The sequence below is a fragment of the uncultured Sphingorhabdus sp. genome (assembly GCF_937872355.1).
In the GTDB taxonomy this organism is placed as follows: domain Bacteria; phylum Pseudomonadota; class Alphaproteobacteria; order Sphingomonadales; family Sphingomonadaceae; genus Sphingorhabdus_B.
The window spans coordinates 17,396-37,005 of record NZ_CALMSV010000165.1; the positions used below are offsets into that span (position 1 = coordinate 17,396).

The 19,610-nt window shown below is 57.8% G+C and carries 20 protein-coding genes; 6 read left to right on the forward strand and 14 right to left on the reverse strand.

All coding sequences use genetic code 11. From position 1 onward, the window contains the following. Positions 1–8: 8 nt before the first annotated feature. The 4 genes from serA to Q0239_RS10560 all read right to left on the reverse strand — a co-directional run bounded on the left by serA (position 9) and on the right by Q0239_RS10560 (position 3,819). Positions 9–1,592, reverse strand: a complete 1,584-nt coding sequence (gene serA / locus Q0239_RS10545) for a phosphoglycerate dehydrogenase (protein ID WP_115548840.1) — start codon at positions 1,590–1,592, stop codon at positions 9–11. Between the two features lie 105 nt (positions 1,593–1,697). Further along, a complete protein-coding gene (locus Q0239_RS10550) occupies positions 1,698–2,819 on the reverse strand; it encodes a phosphoserine transaminase (protein ID WP_115548841.1) in 1,122 nt (373 codons plus the stop codon). Between the two features lie 92 nt (positions 2,820–2,911). Then, positions 2,912–3,226, reverse strand: a complete 315-nt coding sequence (locus Q0239_RS10555; protein WP_298602394.1) for a PepSY domain-containing protein — start codon at positions 3,224–3,226, stop codon at positions 2,912–2,914. 2 nt (positions 3,227–3,228) lie between these two features. Continuing rightward, positions 3,229–3,819: a ferric reductase-like transmembrane domain-containing protein gene (locus Q0239_RS10560; RefSeq protein WP_298602398.1), complete on the reverse strand. Its 591-nt coding sequence runs from the start codon at positions 3,817–3,819 to the stop codon at positions 3,229–3,231. Between the two features lie 88 nt (positions 3,820–3,907). On the opposite strand from Q0239_RS10560, the gene Q0239_RS10565 reads away from it, so the two are divergent. Then, positions 3,908–4,558, forward strand: a complete 651-nt coding sequence (locus tag Q0239_RS10565) for an extensin family protein (protein ID WP_298602401.1) — start codon at positions 3,908–3,910, stop codon at positions 4,556–4,558. 38 nt (positions 4,559–4,596) lie between these two features. Next, positions 4,597–5,472, forward strand: a complete 876-nt coding sequence (locus Q0239_RS10570) for a TIGR00730 family Rossman fold protein (protein WP_298602404.1) — start codon at positions 4,597–4,599, stop codon at positions 5,470–5,472. Positions 5,473–5,629: 157 nt separating this feature from the next. Here the strand turns inward: Q0239_RS10570 and Q0239_RS10575 are convergent, their stop codons facing one another. After that, positions 5,630–6,064 carry a cytochrome c family protein gene (locus tag Q0239_RS10575; protein WP_298602407.1) on the reverse strand — a complete coding sequence of 145 codons (435 nt, stop codon included), beginning with the start codon at positions 6,062–6,064 and terminating at the stop codon, positions 5,630–5,632. 15 nt (positions 6,065–6,079) lie between these two features. Further along, complete coding sequence (locus Q0239_RS10580) at positions 6,080–6,718, reverse strand: cytochrome c family protein (RefSeq protein ID WP_298602410.1); 639 nt, start codon at positions 6,716–6,718, stop codon at positions 6,080–6,082. A 150-nt stretch (positions 6,719–6,868) separates the two neighbouring features. Between Q0239_RS10580 and Q0239_RS10585 the strand changes: the two genes are divergently transcribed. After that, the gene (locus tag Q0239_RS10585; RefSeq protein WP_298602440.1) at positions 6,869–7,762 is read left to right on the forward strand and encodes a prephenate dehydratase; all 894 of its coding nucleotides are present in this window, start codon (positions 6,869–6,871) and stop codon (positions 7,760–7,762) included. Here the strand turns inward: Q0239_RS10585 and Q0239_RS10590 are convergent. Next, on the reverse strand, positions 7,759–8,802 hold the full coding sequence (locus tag Q0239_RS10590; RefSeq protein WP_298602413.1) for an acyl-CoA desaturase: 1,044 nt from the start codon (positions 8,800–8,802) through the stop codon (positions 7,759–7,761). The genes Q0239_RS10585 and Q0239_RS10590 overlap by 4 nt on opposite strands. A 157-nt stretch (positions 8,803–8,959) precedes the next feature. Between Q0239_RS10590 and Q0239_RS10595 the strand changes: the two genes are divergently transcribed. After that, a complete protein-coding gene (locus Q0239_RS10595; protein ID WP_298602416.1) occupies positions 8,960–9,490 on the forward strand; it encodes a hypothetical protein in 531 nt (176 codons plus the stop codon). Between the two features lie 6 nt (positions 9,491–9,496). Here Q0239_RS10595 and Q0239_RS10600 read toward each other — a convergent pair whose 3' ends face one another. The 4 genes from Q0239_RS10600 to Q0239_RS10615 all read right to left on the reverse strand — a co-directional run bounded on the left by Q0239_RS10600 (position 9,497) and on the right by Q0239_RS10615 (position 14,184). After that, positions 9,497–10,048, reverse strand: a complete 552-nt coding sequence (locus tag Q0239_RS10600) for a lipocalin family protein (protein WP_298602419.1) — start codon at positions 10,046–10,048, stop codon at positions 9,497–9,499. A gap of 62 nt (positions 10,049–10,110) precedes the next feature. Continuing rightward, positions 10,111–12,927, reverse strand: a complete 2,817-nt coding sequence (polA, locus tag Q0239_RS10605) for a DNA polymerase I (RefSeq protein ID WP_298602422.1) — start codon at positions 12,925–12,927, stop codon at positions 10,111–10,113. A gap of 42 nt (positions 12,928–12,969) precedes the next feature. Further along, entirely contained in the window at positions 12,970–13,644 is a 675-nt protein-coding gene (locus Q0239_RS10610) for a hypothetical protein (RefSeq protein WP_298602423.1), read from the reverse strand. A gap of 66 nt (positions 13,645–13,710) precedes the next feature. Next, complete coding sequence (locus Q0239_RS10615) at positions 13,711–14,184, reverse strand: SH3 domain-containing protein (protein WP_298602425.1); 474 nt, start codon at positions 14,182–14,184, stop codon at positions 13,711–13,713. 109 nt (positions 14,185–14,293) lie between these two features. Here Q0239_RS10615 and Q0239_RS10620 point away from each other — a divergent pair, with 109 nt between their 5' ends. Both Q0239_RS10620 and Q0239_RS10625 read left to right on the forward strand, forming a co-directional pair. Next, positions 14,294–15,292 (forward strand): D-glycerate dehydrogenase, encoded by a 999-nt coding sequence (locus Q0239_RS10620; RefSeq protein ID WP_298602428.1) that lies wholly within the window; start codon positions 14,294–14,296, stop codon positions 15,290–15,292. A 144-nt stretch (positions 15,293–15,436) separates the two neighbouring features. Beyond that, a complete protein-coding gene (locus tag Q0239_RS10625) occupies positions 15,437–16,702 on the forward strand; it encodes an ammonium transporter (protein ID WP_298602443.1) in 1,266 nt (421 codons plus the stop codon). Positions 16,703–16,714: 12 nt separating this feature from the next. Here the strand turns inward: Q0239_RS10625 and Q0239_RS10630 are convergent, their stop codons facing one another. The 3 genes from Q0239_RS10630 to Q0239_RS10640 all read right to left on the reverse strand — a co-directional run. Beyond that, positions 16,715–17,041: a PilZ domain-containing protein gene (locus Q0239_RS10630; protein ID WP_298602430.1), complete on the reverse strand. Its 327-nt coding sequence runs from the start codon at positions 17,039–17,041 to the stop codon at positions 16,715–16,717. 72 nt (positions 17,042–17,113) lie between these two features. Next, entirely contained in the window at positions 17,114–18,517 is a 1,404-nt protein-coding gene (locus tag Q0239_RS10635) for a nitronate monooxygenase (RefSeq protein ID WP_298602433.1), read from the reverse strand. A 69-nt stretch (positions 18,518–18,586) separates the two neighbouring features. Then, positions 18,587–19,610 (reverse strand): glycosyltransferase family 4 protein (locus Q0239_RS10640; protein WP_298602437.1); only part of this gene is annotated, 1,024 nt, incomplete at its 5' end.

A 19,610-nucleotide genomic window follows, 5' to 3' on the forward strand; every position in this document is an offset into this window, starting at 1 on the left:
TTAGCACATCAGAAGCGCAACGCCATCGCGCGCTTCACGCCCGGCAGGTTATGGATTGCTTCCAGCGTGGCAGCAGGCACCGGTGTATCGACTGAAAGCAACAGCACGGCAACGCCGCCGGCTTCCTGACGACCGAGATGGAAGGTACCGATATTGATATCGGCTTCACCCAATGTGGTGCCCAGACGGCCAATGAAACCGGGCGCATCCTGATTGACAATATAGAGCATATTGCCTTCAAGATCGGCCTCAACCTTCACACCGAACAATTCGACCAGTCGCGGCGTACCATTGCTGAAAATGGTGCCAGCAACCGAACGTTCGCCAATGTCCGTCTTCACTGAAACGCGGACCAGCGTGTGGTAATCGCCTTCGCGATCATGGCGAACTTCGCGAATGTCGAAGCCGCGCTCTTTGGCCAAATAGGGTGCGTTGACCATATTCACAGCATCCGAGAAACGGCGCATAAACCCGGCAAGTACGGCTGCAGTAATCGGTTTGATGTTGAGTTCAGCCGCAGCCCCTTCAACTTCGATGCTGATCTGGGTCAAGTCGCCATGCTGCAACTGCCCAATCAGTGATCCGAGCTGTTGGGCCAGCGCCATATAGGGCTTCAGCTTGGGCGCTTCCTCAGCACTCAGGCTTGGCATGTTGAGCGCGTTTGTGACACCGCCATTGACCAAATAATCGGCCATCTGTTCGGCAACCTGCAACGCTACATTGACTTGTGCCTCGTTGGTCGATGCACCGAGGTGCGGAGTGCAGATGAAGTTGGGCGTGCCGAATAGCGGGCTATCCTTTGCCGGTTCGGTTTCGAACACGTCAAGCGCGGCGCCCGCGACATGGCCGCTGTCGAGTGCCTCCTTGAGCGCAGCCTCGTCCACCAGTCCGCCGCGCGCACAGTTGATGATGCGGACGCCTTTCTTGCACTTGGCGATGTTGGCAGCGGAGAGGATGTTGCGCGTTTGATCGGTCAGCGGCGTGTGCAGCGTGATGAAATCGGCCTTGGCGAAAAGCGTATCGAGATCGGCCTTTTCAACGCCCATTTCCACGGCGCGTTCGGGCGTCAGGAAGGGATCGAATGCAACCACCTTCATCTTCAGGCCTAGCGCACGGCTGGCAACGATGCTGCCGATATTGCCGGCACCGATCAGGCCGAGGGTCTTGCCGGTCACTTCGACGCCCATGAAATCATTTTTCGGCCATTTGCCGGCCTGTGTCTGCTCATTAGCTTCGGGAATTTGGCGGGCGAGCGCGAACATCAGCGCGATTGCATGTTCCGCAGTCGTGATAGAATTGCCGAATGGCGTATTCATCACCACGACGCCCTTGGCCGAAGCCGCCGGAATATCGACATTGTCGACGCCGATACCAGCGCGACCGACGACCTTCAAATTGGTTGCTGCCTCGAGGATTTCTTTTGTGACTTTGCTTGAGCTACGAATAGCAAGGCCATCATATTGCCCAATAATTTCCTTGAGTTCGTCGGGTGTCTTGCCAGTGATTACATCGACATCGCAGCCACGCTCTTCAAAAATCTTGGCGGCGTTGGGATCCATCTTGTCAGAGATGAGTACGCGGGGTTTGGTCATTATTTTATCCTTGAAACGTCGCCCCAGCGAAGGTTGGGGCCGTTAGAGAAATTCTATTGGTTTTGGCAAACCGATTGCGGCCCCTGCCTGCGCAGGGGCAACGCATCACGAGTTCAGCGTTTCAAAAGCCCAGTCGAGCCACGGCCCGAGCGCTTCAATATCGGCAGTATCCACCGTCGCGCCGCACCAGATACGCAGGCCCGGCGGGGCGTCGCGATATCCGGCGATGTCATAAGCCGCGCCTTCGGCCTCTAGCAGGCCAGCGAATTTCTTGATGAAATCCGCATCGGCGCCTTCAACCGACAGACAGACGCTGGTTTTCGAACGGATGCCGCTGTCAGCTGCCAGATGGCTGAGCCAGGCGCGTTCGGCGACAATCTTGTCGAGGGCATGGGCGTTTGCATTGCTACGTGCCTGCAGACCCGAAAGACCGCCGAGTTCCTTGGCCCATTCGAGGGCGAAAATGGCATCTTCAACTGCGAGCATCGACGGTGTGTTGATGGTTTCGCCCTTGAACACGCCTTCTGCCAGCGCGCCCTTTGACATCAGGCGGAAAACCTTGGGCAGCGGCCAAGCGGGCGTATATTCCTCAAGGCGCTGGACAGCGCGAGGGCCGAGGATCAGCACGCCATGCGCACCTTCCCCGCCCAGCACTTTCTGCCAGCTGAAGGTCGCAACGTCGATCTTGTTCCACGGAATGTCGTAAGCAAAAACCGCGCTGGTAGCATCGGCAAAGGACAGGCCTTCGCGATCATCGGGGATCCATTCGCCGTCAGGCACGCGCACACCGCTGGTGGTGCCATTCCAGGTGAAGAGGACGTCGTCCGCCCAGTCGACCTTATCGAGATCGGGCAGCTGGCCATAATCGGCGCGGTGCACCTTGGGCTCCAGCTTCAATTGCTTGACGGCGTCGGTAACCCAGCCCTCGCCAAAACTTTCCCACGCGAGTGCGGTTACGCCGCGTGCACCGAGCATCGTCCACATCGCCATTTCAAACGCGCCTGTATCCGAACCGGGTACGATACCGATACGGTGCGTGTCGGGAAGCTGCAGCACTTCACGCATCAGATCGATGCAATATTGCAGGCGCGACTTGCCGATCTTGGCACGATGCGAACGGCCGAGCGATTCGGTATTCAGTTTTTCGGGAGCCCAGCCCGGCGGCTTTGCGCAGGGACCAGAGGAAAAATAGGGGCGCGCCGGTTTGGCGGCAGGTTTACTCGTCATGTCATTCTCTCCTTGCAGAGAGCTCGCGCGGCGTTGGGACCGCGTGGCCCGGAGCCGCGTTTAGGCGCAGCCCCGGGAATGTCAACGACGGATTAGTAGCCGGGCTTGCGGAACAACACTTCGCCGCGACGCGCGACATAGAGTTTTTCAAGGCTGACCGGGTGGAAATAGGCCTCGACACGGTCGCCTTCGGGCGTCGTGCCATAAACCTCATAGCAACCGCCATCGACCTTGGACTTGCGGACAGTCCAACCTTCCTTGACCAGCTTGGCCTTCAACACATCCTGCGATTTCCAGCCTGCTTGCGGCCCAGCCTTGCACTTGATTGCGCCGGTGGCTGAGGCGGGCGCGGAAGGCAAACCGGCAACGATGGCGGCGGCCAACGCCAAAGGGATCAATTTACGCATGTTCAAACTCCTTGGGGTTTCATTTGGGAGAGGGGTTTCTTGATGAAGCGGGCGAGCAGCAAAAGCCCGAGCGGAACAAAATGGGCGAGCGCACCCGCATAGCTATTATGCACCCAGATCCAGTGCAGCAGCGTCAGCAACGCTGCCGGATAAACGAGTCGCTGCAGCCGTTTCCATGCCGCGCGCAACCGACGCACAGATGCGTCATTGCTGGTCAGCGCGAGCGGTAGCATCAGCGCGAAAGCCGCCCAACCTGTCCAGATTCCAGGTGCAAGCCATTCGGCGAGGATATCGTCGAGATTGCCCATATCGATCAGGTAAAAAAGCAGATGCAGCATGGCATAGGAGAAAGCCGCAACGCCAATGGCCCTGCGCCGCACCACGAGCCAGTTCAACCAGCGCTTCGGGCCCAGAATCGACAACAGCGGGCTCAGCACCATCGCCAAAATCATCAGCCGAGCCGACCATTCGCCAGTCGGATGCAACATGTCCATGCTATCGATCCGGCCTTGCCGCCAGCCGGAAACCAGCAGGATAGCCGGCAAGGAAAGCAGCAACCAGAAGGCAGGCTTATTATTGAGAATCGTTCGCATTAATTGTCCGGTAGCTGCGTCTGGATTTGCGGTCAACCGTTTGCGCCGTTTACCGCCTGTTAACCATCCCGCTTACATTTTATTACATATGGTACGCAGCGTATCCGCCTTGCTCCTCGCCCTTCTGGTCACCGCTTGCGGCGGGCGTTCGGATCGCGAGGTGGTGCGCCGCGATAATGATGTGTTTAGCAGCCAGCCGGCGCGGCAATGCCTGTCGACATTGAAATCGGCCAATGTCCGTTTCACACCCCTGCCGAACCAGAGTTTTACGGGTGGGTGCCAGACAATCGACACGGTCAAGCTGATGTCATTTGGCACCGAAACAACCAATCTCGGACCGATGACCTGCCCGCTCGCGGCAAACTTCACGGCTTGGGCCAAACACGCCGTTGCCCCCGCGGCCAAAGCCTATCTGGGTAGCGACGTGGTCCGCATCGAAACTATGGGCACCTATAATTGCCGCAACATCAATGGCGGCCGCAGCGGGCGTTTGTCGCAACATGCTTTTGGCAACGCCGTAGATGTCTCCGCCTTCATCCTCAAAGATGGCCGCAGGATTTCGGTGCTGTCAGGCTGGAACGGCAAGCCCGATGAACGCGCCTTTTTGCGCCGCCTGCACCAGTCGGCCTGCAAGCGTTTCGGCACCGTATTGGGGCCGGATTACAACGCCGCGCATGCCAATCACCTGCATTTCGACATGGCGCAGTCGATGAAGGATGGCAGCACCTATTGCCGCTGAGGGGTGGATATTCACTGCCAATCGTCTATCAAGCGGGCATGACACAAAAAGACTTGAAAGACCGTCGCTTCTACAAAGCGCAACAAGAAGCCAAATTTGCCAAGGACCTGACTCCCCAGACCCTGCAGACGCAGAGCAAATCCTATAAGCTGGCATTTCAGGACACCGAATTCCTTCTCCGTGAGGAATTGCGCCCGGTGCGATTCCAGCTCGAACTGCTTAAACCCGAAATGCTGCTCGATGAGGCCAAAGTGGCCTCGACCCTCGTTGTTTACGGCTCGGCGCGAATCCCGCAGCCGGAAAAGGCCGATGCATTGTTGGCAGCTGCAACCGATGATCGCAGCCGGACGATTGCCGAACGGTTGAAAGCCAATTCGCATTATTACAACGAAGCCCGCAAACTGGGCCAGTTGGCAAGCAACTGCGGAATCATGGATGAAGACGGCAACCGCCACTTCGTTGTATGCTCGGGCGGTGGTCCGTCGATCATGGAGGCAGCCAATCGGGGTGCGCGCGATGTGGGCGCTGATACGATCGGCCTGAATATCGTCCTCCCGCACGAACAGGCGCCAAACGAATATGTTACCCCGGACCTGAGCTTCCAATTCCACTATTTCGCGCTGCGCAAGATGCACTTCCTGCTCCGTGCACGCGCGGTTGCGGTGTTCCCCGGCGGTTTCGGGACGTTCGATGAATTTTTCGAGCTGCTGACGCTCGTCCAGACTGGCAAGATCGAGCCGATGCCCATATTGCTATTCGGCAAGGATTTCTGGGAACGCGTCGTGAATTTTGAGGAACTGATGCTCGAGGGCGTCATCAGCCCCAAAGACCTTGATCTGTTCCAGTTTGTCGAAACCGCAGAAGACGCCTGGCGCGAGATTTCGATCTTCTATGAACTTGAGGTTTGTGATTGACTATTTGGTAGTCTGCCATTCAACAAATATTTTGTCATTCCCGCGAAGGCGGGAATCCATCCCCTGAGCCATTGGTTTACACCAAACCCTTAGGGCAAATCTGACCGGTCGGAGTTGGATTCCCGCTTTCGCGGGAATGACGAAGCCTGGAGTTGGCTTACTTCTGCTCTTTGAGCCAGGCGATCAGCGCCTTGCGTTCTTCGGCATTGTTGATGCCCGCAAAGGCCATCTTGGTGCCCGGCACAACTTTGCGCGGATTTTCGAGATAGGCGTCAAGCGTCGCCTCATCCCAATTGCCACCCTTGGCTTTCATCGCGGTCGAATAAGCAAAGCCTTCTGCAGACGCGATGGCCTTGCCAACAATGCCATGCAGGTTCGGGCCAACGCCATTGGGCGCACCTTTTTCCACCTTGTGGCAAGCAGTGCATTTGGCGAAACTTTTTTCGCCCGAAATTTCGGCGGTCGCTGCAGGTGCAGCTTCAACAGCTTCCGTAACAGTTTCTGCTTCTGGCGCGGGCGCTTCGTTTTGCTCCGAACCACCGCAAGCAGCCAACGCGAACAATACGGGCGTGAAGATTACAAATTTGCGCATTAACTTGCTCCCTGATTATTTGGCCGGAGCGGCTGCAGCCTCCTTGGCGGCATCAGCCGGTGCGGCGGCAGCCGCGTCTCCACCTTCTGCCGCGGCAGCACCTTCGGCAGGTGCAGCTTCAGCAGCCGGAGCCGCAGGTAAGGGCAGATTCGAACCCTGTGCATTGAGATAGAGCAATAAAGCAGCACGCTCTTCAGGATTTCCGAGGCCGGCAAAGCTCATCTTGGTGCCAGGCGCATATTTTTTCGGATTGGCGAGCCACTTATTCATGCCTTCCCAGTCCCAATTGCCGGGAACGCCCTTCAGCGCGTCTGAATAGGCAAAGCCAGGAACATGTCCATGCGGCTTGCCCATTGCGGCCCAGAGATTCGGGCCGACGCCGTTCGCACCGCCCTGATTGATCGTGTGGCACGCCTTGCACTTGGCAAAAACAGCCTCGCCCTTGGCAGGATCTGCAGTGGCAAGCAAAGTTGCGAGCGGAACTTCAGCGGCACCGCCGCCTTCACCGCTTTCGACGCCTTGGATCACATAGCCCTGTTTGCCTTCACCGGGCACTTCGCTGTGAATGATCTTGCCGAAAAGGATCGACGAACCGAGAGCGGCGATGCCCGCTGCCAAGGCCCAGCCTGCGATGGTATTGTTGCGATCTGCCATGATGAAACGCCCTGAATATTCGCTATGGCCCGCACGAACGCACGGTGCCGGTTGATTCCCCTCGCCCCTCTAGTTTGCTATGATGGGCGGCGCAATAGGCCAAATCCTGCTTGCCCGCGCCTTTTGACTGCCCTATCCGCCAGCCCCGATATGGAGAGCTTTCCCAAAAGTGCCCTCGCCCGCGTCGAGGAAATGACCAAAGCCGCAGCAGCCAACCCTGCTCGCGCGGTTTCCTTTCAGGGTGCTCCCGGTGCCAATTCGCATCTGGCAGCGCTTGAGGTCGACCCTGATTGCCTGCCCGTACCGTGCTTTTCTTTCGAGGACGCGATTGATGCGGTGAAAGAAGGCCGGGCTGCCCGCGCTGTAATCCCCATCGAAAATTCGCTGCATGGCCGCGTGGCCGATATTCATTTTCTGCTACCCGAAAGCGGACTTTCGATCATTGGCGAGCATTTCATGCGCATCCGGCACTGCCTGATGGCCAAGCATGCCGATGCAAAACTGACAACGGCAATGAGCCACCCCCAAGCGCTTGGGCAGTGCCGCCATTATCTGCGCGCAAAGGGCATCACGCCAATTGCTTATGCCGACACTGCGGCCGCAGCTGCCTTTGTGGCAGACAGCGACGATGAAGGAGCCGCAGCCGTCGCACCGCCAATAGCCGCAGGCATTTACGGGCTGGAGATGATCCAGGAAGGCATTGAGGACGATGATCGGAACACCACGCGTTTCGTTGTTCTTTCCCGCGACCCCGTTGTTCCAGACGCCGATGGCGGCACTTTGATGACCACATTCATTTTCGAAGTGAAAAACATCCCCGCCGCGCTTTACAAGGCGATGGGCGGTTCTGCGACCAATGGTGTCAATATGACCAAGCTCGAAAGCTACCAGAATGGCGCGAGCTTTGCCGCGACGGAGTTTTTCGCTGACATTGAGGGTGCGCCTGGCGACCCCGCCGTCGACCGTGCGCTTGAGGAACTCGCTTTCCACTGCACCAAGGTGCGGTTGCTTGGCACCTATAAGCAGGAACGCAAAAGAGGTTAGAAAATAGCTTCGTCGACCTTGGTGGGTTCGGCAAAATTCATGACCGGTTTGCCGTCCAGTTGATGTGGTTCGAGGTGACCAAAAGCACGGTTTCTATCGCGCTTTTGCACGTTCCAGACCAACCCTAGCTTGCCCAGCGTTTCGATGGTCCAGCCGTTGAAATCCATTTCCCACCAGGCGATCTTGTTGCTGGCTGCCCGCGGTTGGGCGTGATGGTTGTTGTGCCAACCATCACCCAAAGTCAGTATGGAAATGAACCAGTTATTGGTCGCTTTTCCTACATCATGATAACGACGATAACCGAAATAGTGCGCAAGGCTGTTGGTGCCCATCACGCCGTTGAGGAAGATGAAGGTTCGCAGGAAACCGCCGATGAGCACGGTGCCCACAACATGCTCCGGCCCGCCAAAGGCCAGCGCCCAGCCAGCAGGCAGGACGACAAGCGAAAAGGCCACCCAGAACCAGCGCGTCTTGTGGCAAAACTCCACAACCGGATCGCCGACCAAGCCTTTGCCATAGAGCCGCATATCGGTATGCGCATTGTCCCACAGCCAGCCGAGATGGCCTATCAGCAGGCCTTTGACCGGTCCCATCTTGCGACCATGGCCGTCGATATGCGGGCTGTGGATGTCACCGACTTCGTCCGCAAAAGCATGGTGCCGGCGATGATCGGCAGCCCATTTCTTGACCGAACCCTGGCAGGACATTTGGCCGCAAATACCGATCAGATAGCGCATCCACGTCGAGGTTTCGAACGACCGATGGGTGAAATAGCGGTGAAAACCGCAGGATAGGCCGTAATTGATAATCAGATAGCCGGAAATGAAGGCCGACCATTCAACCCAGCCGGTTGGATGCGTGAACATCCACCAGATCGCCGCCATGGCGCCGCCGACCTGGAGCACCGCGAGGATGCTATATTCAATCTGCTTGGCACGCGCGCTAGGGCCACCAATCAAGACACCGGGGTGCGGTTGCCCTTTACCTTCCAACTCCCATTTCCGGTCGCTTGGATATAGGCCGGTTGTCGTCCGTGGCATGTGCGTCCCTCTGATTTGGTGCGACAGGCGTCGCTGGTTGGAGCCACCGCGTGTAAAATTGCGTCATTGTTAACGTCACTGTCAATCGCGTTAACGGCGTTTGTGCGACGAACCGAACTTGACCATATTCCTTGGCTGTATTATATAGGCAATACACATGGAGAAGAATCCTATGAAATATGCCTTAATCGCGTTGCCACTCGCGCTTGGACTCGCCGCTTGCAGCAGCAAGGATGAGCCTGACGAAGGCACGACCGTCAACATCGATGCTACGACGGATGAAGGCGCGACTGTAAAGATCACTGCTGACGGTAAAACGGGCAATGTCGGTTTCAAGGTGCCCGGCTTTGACACCAATATCCGCCTGCCCAAAAAGCTGCTCGATGACAGCAATTTCGACATTGACGGGGTGAAGCTCTATCCCGGATCGACCGTCGACACGGTCAACATCACCGCCAATGACAAAGGCGGCAAGGATGAGCAGACCGACGTCCGCATCGGCTTCACCTCCCCTGCCGATCCGGCGAAGGTCAGCGACTGGTTCAAGGACCAGTTCGGCAAGCAATCCATCAAAGCTGACGGCGATGCCGCCAAGCTGACCGGAACCACCAAGGACGGCGAAGCCTTCACGATCGAGCTGACCGAAAAAGACGGCAAAACAGCCGGGCTGGTCAATATCCGCAAATAAACCGGTTCAGCTGTCGGGTTGTTGCGTAATCCTGAGCAACCCGACATCATATCCCAATTCGGCGGCGCGCGCTTTCATGCGGGAGAGTGTCGCCGCGCCCGGATTGGCTTGGCGATGCAGGAACCACAGATAGCGCCCGCTCGGTTCACCGACGATCGACCAGCTATAATCGTCTGCCCGGTCAAGCACCCAATAGTCGCCGTAAAACGGCCCGAAGAAAGAAACGCGTAATTTGGCGTTCTGGCTGCCGTCGACGACCTTCGCCTTGCCGGTCGCCCGCTCGCTTTTGCCCTGAAGCGATCCTTTGCGACAGCTGTTCACCACTTTGATCTGCCCGGGTGCCGTCAAACTGTAATCGGCGGTGACGCCTTCACAATCCTTCTGGAATCCCGCTTCATATCGCGCAAGTTCATACCAGCGCCCCAGATAGCGATCGACCTCGACCGCCTTCGCAGGTTCGGGAACGGCACGATTGCCGACCGGGCCTGTCTCGAAAGTTGAACAGCCGGCCAGAGCCAATATGGTTGTGGCGATGACAAATGCATGGCGCTTTTTCATACCAATAAAGGTGGTGCACACCGACCATGGTTACAAGGCGGGTGAAAACCCCATATGCCTGCTCAGTGCGCAGCGCCCCAGCTTGGACCGGTGCCGATCTCGACGCCTAGAGGAACCGAGAGTTTGACGAGTGGTTCGGCGGCACTCGCCATCACGGCTTCGATCACCTTGCTCGCAGCAGCCACATCGCTTTCAGGAAGCTCGAACACCAGTTCATCATGCACCTGCAGCAGCATTTTGACATTGTGCAGCCCCGCATCGGCTAGTGCTGGCCCCATTCGCACCATCGCACGCTTGATGATGTCTGCGCTGGTGCCCTGGATGGGCGCATTGATTGCTGCACGCTCGCTGCCTTGCCGTTCGGCTTGGCTTTGCGAAGCGATGCGTGGGAACCAGCATTTGCGCCCGAACAGCGTCGTGGTGAAGCCGGTCTCTTTCACACTCGCCAGCGTTTCCTGGATATAGGCGCTGATGCCGGGGAAGCGTTTGAAATACGCGTCGATCAACTGCTGCGCCTCTTCCGAACTCGACTCGAGCCGTTTCGCCAGACCCCAGCGCGAAATTCCATAGAGGATCGAGAAGTTGATCGTCTTCGCCCGCCCGCGCGTATCGCGGTTGACCTCCCCGAACAGTTCCTGCGCGGTGCGGGCGTGGATGTCTTCGCCTTGTTCGAAGGCTTCACGAAGCGGCCCGACATCAGCCATATGCGCGGCAAGGCGCAGTTCGATCTGGCTATAGTCGGCAGACAGGATGACATTGCCGGGTTCAGCGACAAAGGCATCACGGATCTGCCGCCCGATTTCGGTGCGTATCGGGATATTCTGCAGGTTCGGATCCGTCGAGGCGAGGCGCCCAGTCTGCGCACCGACCAAGCTATAGCTGGTATGGACCCGACCAGTTTTCGCGTTGATCTGTTCCTGCAAACTGTCGGTATAGGTCGATTTCAGTTTCGCCAATTGCCGCCAGTCGAGCACCTTGCGGGCGATTTCGACGCCCTGCCCTGCCAGATCTTCCAGCACAGTGACGTCGGTCGAATATTGCCCCGACTTGCCTTTCTTGCCACCCTTGTGACCCAGCTTGTCAAACAGGATCGCCCCCAATTGCTGGGGACTGCCAATGGTGAAGGGCTGGCCAGCATGGCCATGGATTTCCTTTTCGAGTATCTCCATCTGCGCCGCAAATTCAGTCGACAGACGGGCCAGCACAGCGCGATCAACCTTTATCCCGGCGCATTCCATCTGGCTCAGCACCGGCACCAGTGGACGGTCGACCAGTTCGTAGACGCGCGTCACCTTTTCTAGGCTCAACCGCAGCTTTAGATGATGCCACAGCCGCAGCGTGACGTCGGCGTCTTCAGCGGCATATTTTGTCGCCTCGGCGAGCGGCACTTCGGCAAAGCCTATCTGGCTCTTGCCGGTGCCAGTCAGCGATTTGTAGCTGATCGGTTTGTGCCCCAGATAGAGCTCGGACAGTTCGTCCATCCCATGCCCCTGACGACCCGCGTCCAGCGCAAAGCTCATCACCATAGTGTCGTCAAACGGCGATATGTGCAGGCCATGCTGGCGCAAAACCGACATGTCATATTTGAGGTTCTGCCCGACCTTGAGGACGCTTTCATCCTCCAGCAATGGCTTCAGTCGAGCGAGTGCGGCGTCGAGCGGGATTTGGTCGGGCTTTTCGGCGAACATATCGGTTCCGCCATGGCCGAGCGGGACATAACAGGCTTTGCCCGGTGCCGTCGCGAGGCTGAAACCCACCAGTCGAGCAGTAACAGCCTCTAGGCTGTCGGTCTCGGTATCAAAGCCGACCACGCCGACTTTGGTCGCCTCCGCTATCCAGTGATCGAGACGTTCCAACGTTGTCACGCATTCATAGGTTGAAGCATCAATCGGCGGCATCGGTGCCGGCGTAGCTGCCTTGCCCGCCTCGACAGCCTGAGTCCCGCCATCGCCTTTGCGCTCTGCCTTGGGTTGTCCCGCAATCGCTTTGTTGGCTGAGGCCGTATCGCTGGTCTTGCCAATGCGATTCAGCAATGAACGAAAACCATGCTCCTCAAGGAAGGGCCGCAACGGTTCCTCCGGAATTGGTCCCAAGGCCATATCCTCCGGCGGGATCGGCAGCGGGCAATCTTCTTTCAGTGTCACCAGAACCTTTGAAAGGCGCGCCAGTTCGGCATGTTCGATCAGATTATCGCGCATCTTCGACGGCTTCATGTCGGGTGCCGCCGCCAGAACCGCCTCCAGATTGCCAAATTCGGTAATCAGCTTGGTGGCGGTCTTTGGACCAATGCCGGGAACGCCGGGAACATTGTCCGAACTGTCACCCATCAGAGCGAGGACATCGCCGACCAGCTCTGGCCCAACGCCGAATTTCTCGATCACCTCGTCACGCCCGATGCGCTTGTCCTTCATCGTGTCGAACATGTCGACGCCGTCTCCGACAAGCTGCATCAGATCCTTGTCCGACGAGATGATTGATACGTCCCAGCCTTGCGCGCGCGCCGCCTTGGTGTAGCTCGCGATCATGTCGTCCGCCTCGACATTCTCTTCCTCGATCATCGGCAGCGAGAATGCGAGCGTGGCATCACGGATCAGCGGGAATTGCGGACGTAAATCCTCCGGAGCAGGCGGGCGGTTGGCCTTATACTGGTCGTAAATCTCGTTGCGGAAACTGGTTCCCGCCTTGTCGAGCACGACCGCCATATGGGTTGGCCCATCCGCCGCGTGCAGGTCGCTCGCGAGCTTCCACAACATGTTCGAATAGCCCGCAACCGCGCCCACCGGAACGCCTGCCGGATTGGTCAGCGGCGGCAAACTGTAATAAGCGCGGAAAATATAGGCGGAACCGTCAACGAGGTAGAGATGCTTATGGTCTGACATGCCGGACGGATAGCAGCGCCGGTTGGCAGAGTCTTGCCCAAATCAGGTCAACGCTAATGAAGACTCCGGCAAAGGCATGTGCATTTCGGCGGGCGCCCCGCGGTCAATCCGCACAAATTTCGGGATGCCTTCAGCCATATATTGCCAGCGGAAGAATCGAACGGTCGTTATATGGCCGACCGTGGCCGATCGCATCCGCCGGTGTGACAGCAGTGAAGGCAGATTATAGTCGGCGATCCAGCTCATCGACCAGACCCGCCCCTTCGCCTGCATCCATTCCGCCGTGCCCGCCCACAGCGCAGCAAACGCACGCCCCAACCGGTGATCGGGGTGAATCCACAGGCCTGTATCCCAAATCGCGGTTTCCGGAACAACAAAGCGCAAATGCACCATACTTTCGTCGAAAGGGCCGGTTCCCACCCAGGTGACGCCGACAAATTCATCACGTGCATTATAGGCGGCCAGACAAGTCAGGCCCTGCGCAAAGCGGCGGGCCTGCTCTTCAACATTGGGGTCGTATGGGAACTTGGCGAGCGCCTCGGGGGGTATAGGGTCAACACGATATCCCCGCCGGCTTTTGGGCATCCCGCCCACCGGAACGGCCACCAGCGTATAGCGGCTATAGCCGATTACGCCCGCCTTCGTCGCCAGCCGCGCCGTCGCATAAGACAGCACACCGGCAATGCCGAGCAGCTTTATGGCGGTGTAATCGGGCACGCGGTGAATGTCCTTTCGGGGACCGTTGTAACACCGCTTTTCAAATTTTGTCTAAACGCAATGTCCTCAAGGGACTTCTTCGCCCCAGATACGGTCGGTTTCGATATAGCCAACCCTTCCGGTTATATCGAGGCGGCACCAGCCTTTTTGGCAATCGTCGATCCGACCTACGACGCCTTTTTCAACTCGCCACGAAATTCGCGCCGTCGCCGCCGGTTGTTCGCGCAGCATTGAAATGCCCGGAGCAGTGACGATGGCGGAACGCTCTGGGCTCAACAACCGGACATGCATCCAGCCCTGATCGCCGTCAGGGTCTTCGATCTTGCGCCAGACTTCATGTACGGAGACGACCTTTACCGGCAGATATTGCCTTTTATACACCCACTTCACAGGAAACTCAGTGCTCGGCCCAGTGCGCGTCCGCGCTTCAGGCTCGTCAATCGATGCCCAATAAGGCGTCTTTTTGGTCGACTGCGCAATGGCGCTGCCCCCTGCAGCAACCAATGTGACGGCAATCATGAATTTTACGATATTTTGCATATATTCCAGCAACCTGCTGCCCCAGTGCTTCCTCTATAGTGTAAGCAATACCGACAGTTCAAGGGTGATAGCTTGACGTCGCCTTTCTTCGCGCCATAGGGTTGCCAGCATGACCCAGTTTCAACGCATCGAACGCCCGCGCGTCGCTATAACCCGCAAACTTTTGCCACAGATCGAAGCGCGCATGGCGGAGCTGTTCGATTGCCGTTTCAATCCTGATGACCATGAAATGTCGGCAGATGAAATTGCGGAACTCATGCAGGATGCGGATATTTTGGTTCCGACGGTCACCGACCGGATTGACGCAGACCTGATAGCCCGGGCGCCGGCTTCACTCAAAATGTTCGCAAATTTTGGCGCGGGCGTGAACCATATTGATCTGGCGGCAGCCAAGGCCAAAGGCATCCTCGTCACCAACACCCCCGGCGTTTTTACCGAAGACACCGCTGATCTGACGATGGCGCTGATCCTCAACGTCCCGCGCCGGTTGGGTGAAGGTCACCGGATGATGCGTTCGGGTGAGTGGAAAGGCTGGACGCCGACCGGCATGCTCGGCCACCGCATTGGCGGCAAGACGCTCGGCATTATCGGCTTTGGTCGGATCGGTGAAGCGGTGGCGCTGCGCGCGCGCGCTTTTGGGCTGAACATTCTCTACAACAAGCGCCATCGGCTCCCAGCGAGCATCGAAGACGAACTGGGTGTAACTTTTGAGCCCGACCTCGACCGGTTGGTCGCGAAGAGCGACATCATCACCCTCCACTGCCCGCTGACCAACGAAACAGACAAGCTGATGAGCCGCGAGCGGATCGGGCTGATGAAACGCGATGGCTATCTGATCAACAGCTCGCGTGGCGAACTGGTGGACGAGGATGCCTTAATCGAGGCATTAACTCGCGGAAGGATCGCAGGGGCAGGATTGGACGTTTACAACCACGAGCCAGCCATTGACCCACGTTTCCTCTCTATCCCCAATGTCGTTCTGCTACCGCACCTCGGCAGCGCAACCTTTGAAGGCCGCGAAGCTTCGGGCGAAAAGGTGATCGCCAATATCCGCATCTTTTCCGATGGCCATCGCCCGCCAGACCAGGTTCTTGAAGGATGGGCGTAATTTCCTGTCGACAAATAGCGTCCGCGCGCAATTAGCAATTGCGGGCATCCAACCTCTCGCTTAGAGCCTGCCCAAAATATCGACATATCGGGGAGGTTGGTCTTGCGTTATTCGCTCAAGATTGCTGCTTTTTTCAGCACATTGATGGTTGTAGCGCCGGCATTTGCGCAGGACATCGCTGCCGAAGCGGTCCCCGACAGCGGTGATACTGCCTGGATCCTCACCGCCTCTGCGCTTGTATTGATGATGACACTTCCCGGCCTTGCCCTTTTTTACGGCGGCTTGGTGCGCACAAAAAACTTCCTGTCCGTGCTGATCCAGTGTGGCGCGATCGCGGCAATCACATCCTTGCTCTGGATCGTCATCGGCTACAGCCTGGCATTTTCTGCCTCTGACGGCACCGTCATCGGCAATCTGCAAAATGTGATGTTCGGTAACATGTTCGCGATGCGCGACGGGCAGACCATTGGCGAATTGGTATTTGGCCTTTTCCAGATGACCTTCGCGATCATCACCCCTGCCCTGATCGTCGGTGCCTGGGTCGAGCGCGCACGTTTTGGCTGGGTCGTGGCCTTCAGCGCATTATGGAGCCTGCTGGTATATGTTCCGGTCGCGCGCTGGGTTTGGGGCAATGGCTTCCTCGCCAATCAGGGCGTCATCGATTTTGCTGGCGGCATTGTGGTGCACACGACAGCCGGCGTATCTGCTTTGGTTGTCGCCTTGATGCTGGGAAAGCGTATCGGTTTTCCGCGCACTCTGATGCTGCCGCATAGCCCTGCGCTGACGGTCGCGGGTGCGGGCCTTCTTTGGGTGGGCTGGTTTGGCTTTAATGGCGGCTCGGCGCTGGCAGCTAACGATGATGGCGCAGCCACCGCGATCATTGTTACTCATCTGGCGGCTTCGGTCGCGGCTCTGGTCTGGATGCTGCTGGAGAAGATCAAGGTCGGCAAAGCCACCGCTGTTGGCTTCGCGACGGGCGCAGTAGCCGGCTTGGCAACGATCACCCCTGCATCGGGCTCAGTTGGTCCATTGGGCGCTATCATTCTTGGCGTGCTGGCAGGTCTGGTGTGCTTCTACGCGGTGCACCTCGTTAAGGGCAAATTGCAGATCGATGACTCGCTTGATGTATTCGCTGTGCATGGCGTCGGTGGCATCATGGGATCGATCCTGCTTGCAATCCTCGTCTCCCCTACCTTTGGCGGCAATGGCTATGCCGAAGGAATGGCGATGGGTAGCCAGCTTTGGGCGCAGGTAAAGGGCGTTGGCATTGTCGCGGTCTATTCCGCAGTGGTGACGGTGATCGTCGGCTATATGGTTTCGATGGTGATCCCGATGCGGGTCAGTGAAGAGCAGGAACGCGACGGGCTCGACATTTCGAGCCATGGCGAGCGCGCCTGGGATATGGATTGAGCGCCTAGGCGCTCAGTCAAATACCAGCGTCAACGAACGGAAAAGATCGCGGTCGAGCGGTTCGTCAAACCGGCAGCCTAGCTTGCCGTCTTCGCACCAGACTGCATTGGCCGCGATCGCTTTGCCGCCGGCAAAACGTAACCAAAGGCGCTCGCCAGTTTTGAACAAGCTATCGACGGCTATGCGGCATCCATAGACGGAAAGATCGTCCAACTCCGCGTCCAATGGCTGGCGACCATGGCCGCGAACGCTGGCGCGTTTAATGACAACGGGATGCCGCACGGCACCGCGCTGTTCCAACTTTGCCGGAGCGACTTTTCGATAAGCGGAAGTTGCCAAGCCCATACCCTGTTACCCACAGACCGAAGTCTAAGGGAACAAGGTCAACGATTGGTAAATGTAAAATGCCGATTAGTCGCCCGTCAGGATGCGATTAACCAGCTGCTTAACTGTCGGCACGAAGCCATTGGAATAAAAGGGATCACGCCCGAATTCATAAGCCGAATGGCCGGCGAACATCAGGTTTTCATCGATCGGTTCGCCATGCGCGATATTCTGCAGCGCCTTCTGGATGCAGAAACTGCGCGGGTCGGCGAGGCGGCCGGTCGAATTATTGTCATGGTCTTTCCATGACGAAAAACCGCAATGCGACAGGCAGCCCATGCAGTCGGTCTGATCCTTGCGGATGACAGCACCTTCTTCCGGCTTGACGAAAATGACCGTGTTGTCGGGCGTCTTCAACGCCATCGTAAACCCGCGTGCATCCCATTCACGGGCACGCTGCAAGTCATGCGGCGTCACCCAGAAATTTTTGCCGCGCACCCCGACGTCGAGGGTTGCGGTATGATCGCCCGCTTGCTCGGTCGAATAAGGAATCTGCCGTTCGGATCGCGCCTGCAGTTCACGCAGGAAGGGGTTGATCACCGCGCTCGAATAGAAGCCTGTGGGCGAAAATTTGTGCAACAACACACCGCCTTCGGGGATCTTGGTCAGATGGTCTTTCCAGCCCTGCGGGATCGGGCTTTCCTGCGTCAACAGTGGCCGCGTGCCGTATTGAAAAGCGATCTGGCCGAGTTCGGGATTGTCGATCCAATTTTCCCAATCGCGCAGATACCAGACGCCGCCTGCCATCACGATCGGCAGCTCGTCGGGAATGCCTTCTTGCCGCATCGTATCGCGCAGCGCCTTGACGCGCGGATAGGGATCTTCGGGCTTGGTCGGGTCTTCGGCGTTGGACAGGCCATTATGGCCGCCAGCGAGCCAGGGGTCTTCATAGACCACCGCGCCCAGCCATTCGGGCACCTTGTGATAAGCACGCTTCCACAGCGCACGGAAGGCACGGGCGGAGCTGATAATCGGCAGATAATAGACGCCATATTGCGCCGCAATTTCTGACAGCTTGTAAGGCATCCCTGCCCCACATGTTACCCCGGTAACGAGGCCCTTGGTCTGTTCGAGAATGCCGTGGAGGATGCGCTGTGCGCCACCCATTTCCCATAGTACATTGATGTTGATGGCACCGGTGCTGCCCGCAATATCATAAGCGCGCTTCACCTGCGCAATGCCGCCTCTTATGCCATATTCGACCAGTTCTTCATGGCGTTCGGCGCGGGTTTTACCAAAGAAAACCTGCGGGATCATGTCGCCATTGTCGTCATAGCTGTCGGCGTTGACGGCAGATACCGTGCCGATGCCGCCAGCAGCTGCCCAGGCGCCAGAGCTTGCATGATTGGTTGCGGCCACACCCTTGCCGCCTTCGATAAGCGGCCAGACTTCGCGACCGCCATATATTATGGGCTTCAGACCCTTGAACACTAAACAACCCCTAACAATTTGCGCTTTACGGCGCGCCTTCCCCAATGCCGGATTCGCTAGACGAATGCCTCAATCTTGTCGCGCAAAATCTGCGCGCCGCATGGTCGCACCATAAAGCTGTTGATAGCGCGCCAACATTTCTGCCTCTCCATATTCGGCCAGCGCCCGAGCGTAATTGGCATGGGCCAGTTCGGTGCGTAACTCAACGCTGCCACCAATTTCGCGCAATGCCGCGGCAAAGCCAACCTCATCGTCACGTTCGACGATGAAGCGGCGGTTCTCGCGCGCAACCATCGCCGCCACATCGCCGACCTTGGTTGCCACCACCGGACGTGCCGCAGCCATCGCCTCGACCAGCGAGATCGGATATTGTTCGCTATCCGAAGACAGTGCAAAAATATCGAACAAGCCGACAAAGCGTGCCGGGTCTTTCAGGAAACCGGGCATCATCAAGCGGTCTGCTATCCCGACCCGCTGCGCCTCAGCTAATATAACCTCGCGCTCCGGCCCCTCCCCCGCAATCGCTAGCCGGAAATTGGGGCCAGCAGCGGCTACAGCGCGTACCAGTCGGGGCAGGTTTTTAACCGCACGAAGCCCGGCGATGGTGCCGACGATGATCTCACCATCACGCTTCACAAAGCCGGGGAAGGAACCGCGCTGCGGCTTCTTCTCATAGCGGTGAACATCTACGCCATTGGGGAAGCGATAGATTTTCTCGACCGGCTGGTGCCAGACCTGTTTTGCGATCTTCTCGAGCGTCAGCGACGGCACAACCAGCGCAGCCGAACGCTGCAGGGCGATGGTGCGGAACCAGTTGCGTTTCCAGTTCAGCTTTTCCCATTCATCCTCATTGAAGCCATCCTCATGGTGGATCAGCGGCGGCAACCCCATGCTTGAACCGAGCAACGTGCGCGCCATAACCCCGTCCATCGCACCCCAATTGTAACTGAGCACCAGATGGAATTTCTTCATATATTGCGCGAGCTTGCGATAGCGCCCCATGCCCGGCCGGCCATGCAGCGCCGGTGCGGCATCGCCGGGAAACTCGACCTCAATCTTGCGATCAATCGCCTCACGCGCGCCCAGAGCATCG

Coding starts and splice junctions, on each gene's coding strand:
- serA (WP_115548840.1), bottom strand. CDS start 1,592: ATGACCAAACCCCGCGTACTCATCTCTGACAAGATGGATCCCAACGCC.
- Q0239_RS10550 (WP_115548841.1), bottom strand. CDS start 2,819: ATGACGAGTAAACCTGCCGCCAAACCGGCGCGCCCCTATTTTTCCTCT.
- Q0239_RS10555 (WP_298602394.1), bottom strand. CDS start 3,226: ATGCGTAAATTGATCCCTTTGGCGTTGGCCGCCGCCATCGTTGCCGGT.
- Q0239_RS10560 (WP_298602398.1), bottom strand. CDS start 3,819: ATGCGAACGATTCTCAATAATAAGCCTGCCTTCTGGTTGCTGCTTTCC.
- Q0239_RS10565 (WP_298602401.1), top strand. CDS start 3,908: ATGGTACGCAGCGTATCCGCCTTGCTCCTCGCCCTTCTGGTCACCGCT.
- Q0239_RS10570 (WP_298602404.1), top strand. CDS start 4,597: ATGACACAAAAAGACTTGAAAGACCGTCGCTTCTACAAAGCGCAACAA.
- Q0239_RS10575 (WP_298602407.1), bottom strand. CDS start 6,064: ATGCGCAAATTTGTAATCTTCACGCCCGTATTGTTCGCGTTGGCTGCT.
- Q0239_RS10580 (WP_298602410.1), bottom strand. CDS start 6,718: ATGGCAGATCGCAACAATACCATCGCAGGCTGGGCCTTGGCAGCGGGC.
- Q0239_RS10585 (WP_298602440.1), top strand. CDS start 6,869: ATGGAGAGCTTTCCCAAAAGTGCCCTCGCCCGCGTCGAGGAAATGACC.
- Q0239_RS10590 (WP_298602413.1), bottom strand. CDS start 8,802: ATGCCACGGACGACAACCGGCCTATATCCAAGCGACCGGAAATGGGAG.
- Q0239_RS10595 (WP_298602416.1), top strand. CDS start 8,960: ATGGAGAAGAATCCTATGAAATATGCCTTAATCGCGTTGCCACTCGCG.
- Q0239_RS10600 (WP_298602419.1), bottom strand. CDS start 10,048: ATGAAAAAGCGCCATGCATTTGTCATCGCCACAACCATATTGGCTCTG.
- polA (WP_298602422.1), bottom strand. CDS start 12,927: ATGTCAGACCATAAGCATCTCTACCTCGTTGACGGTTCCGCCTATATT.
- Q0239_RS10615 (WP_298602425.1), bottom strand. CDS start 14,184: ATGCAAAATATCGTAAAATTCATGATTGCCGTCACATTGGTTGCTGCA.
- Q0239_RS10620 (WP_298602428.1), top strand. CDS start 14,294: ATGACCCAGTTTCAACGCATCGAACGCCCGCGCGTCGCTATAACCCGC.
- Q0239_RS10625 (WP_298602443.1), top strand. CDS start 15,437: ATGGTTGTAGCGCCGGCATTTGCGCAGGACATCGCTGCCGAAGCGGTC.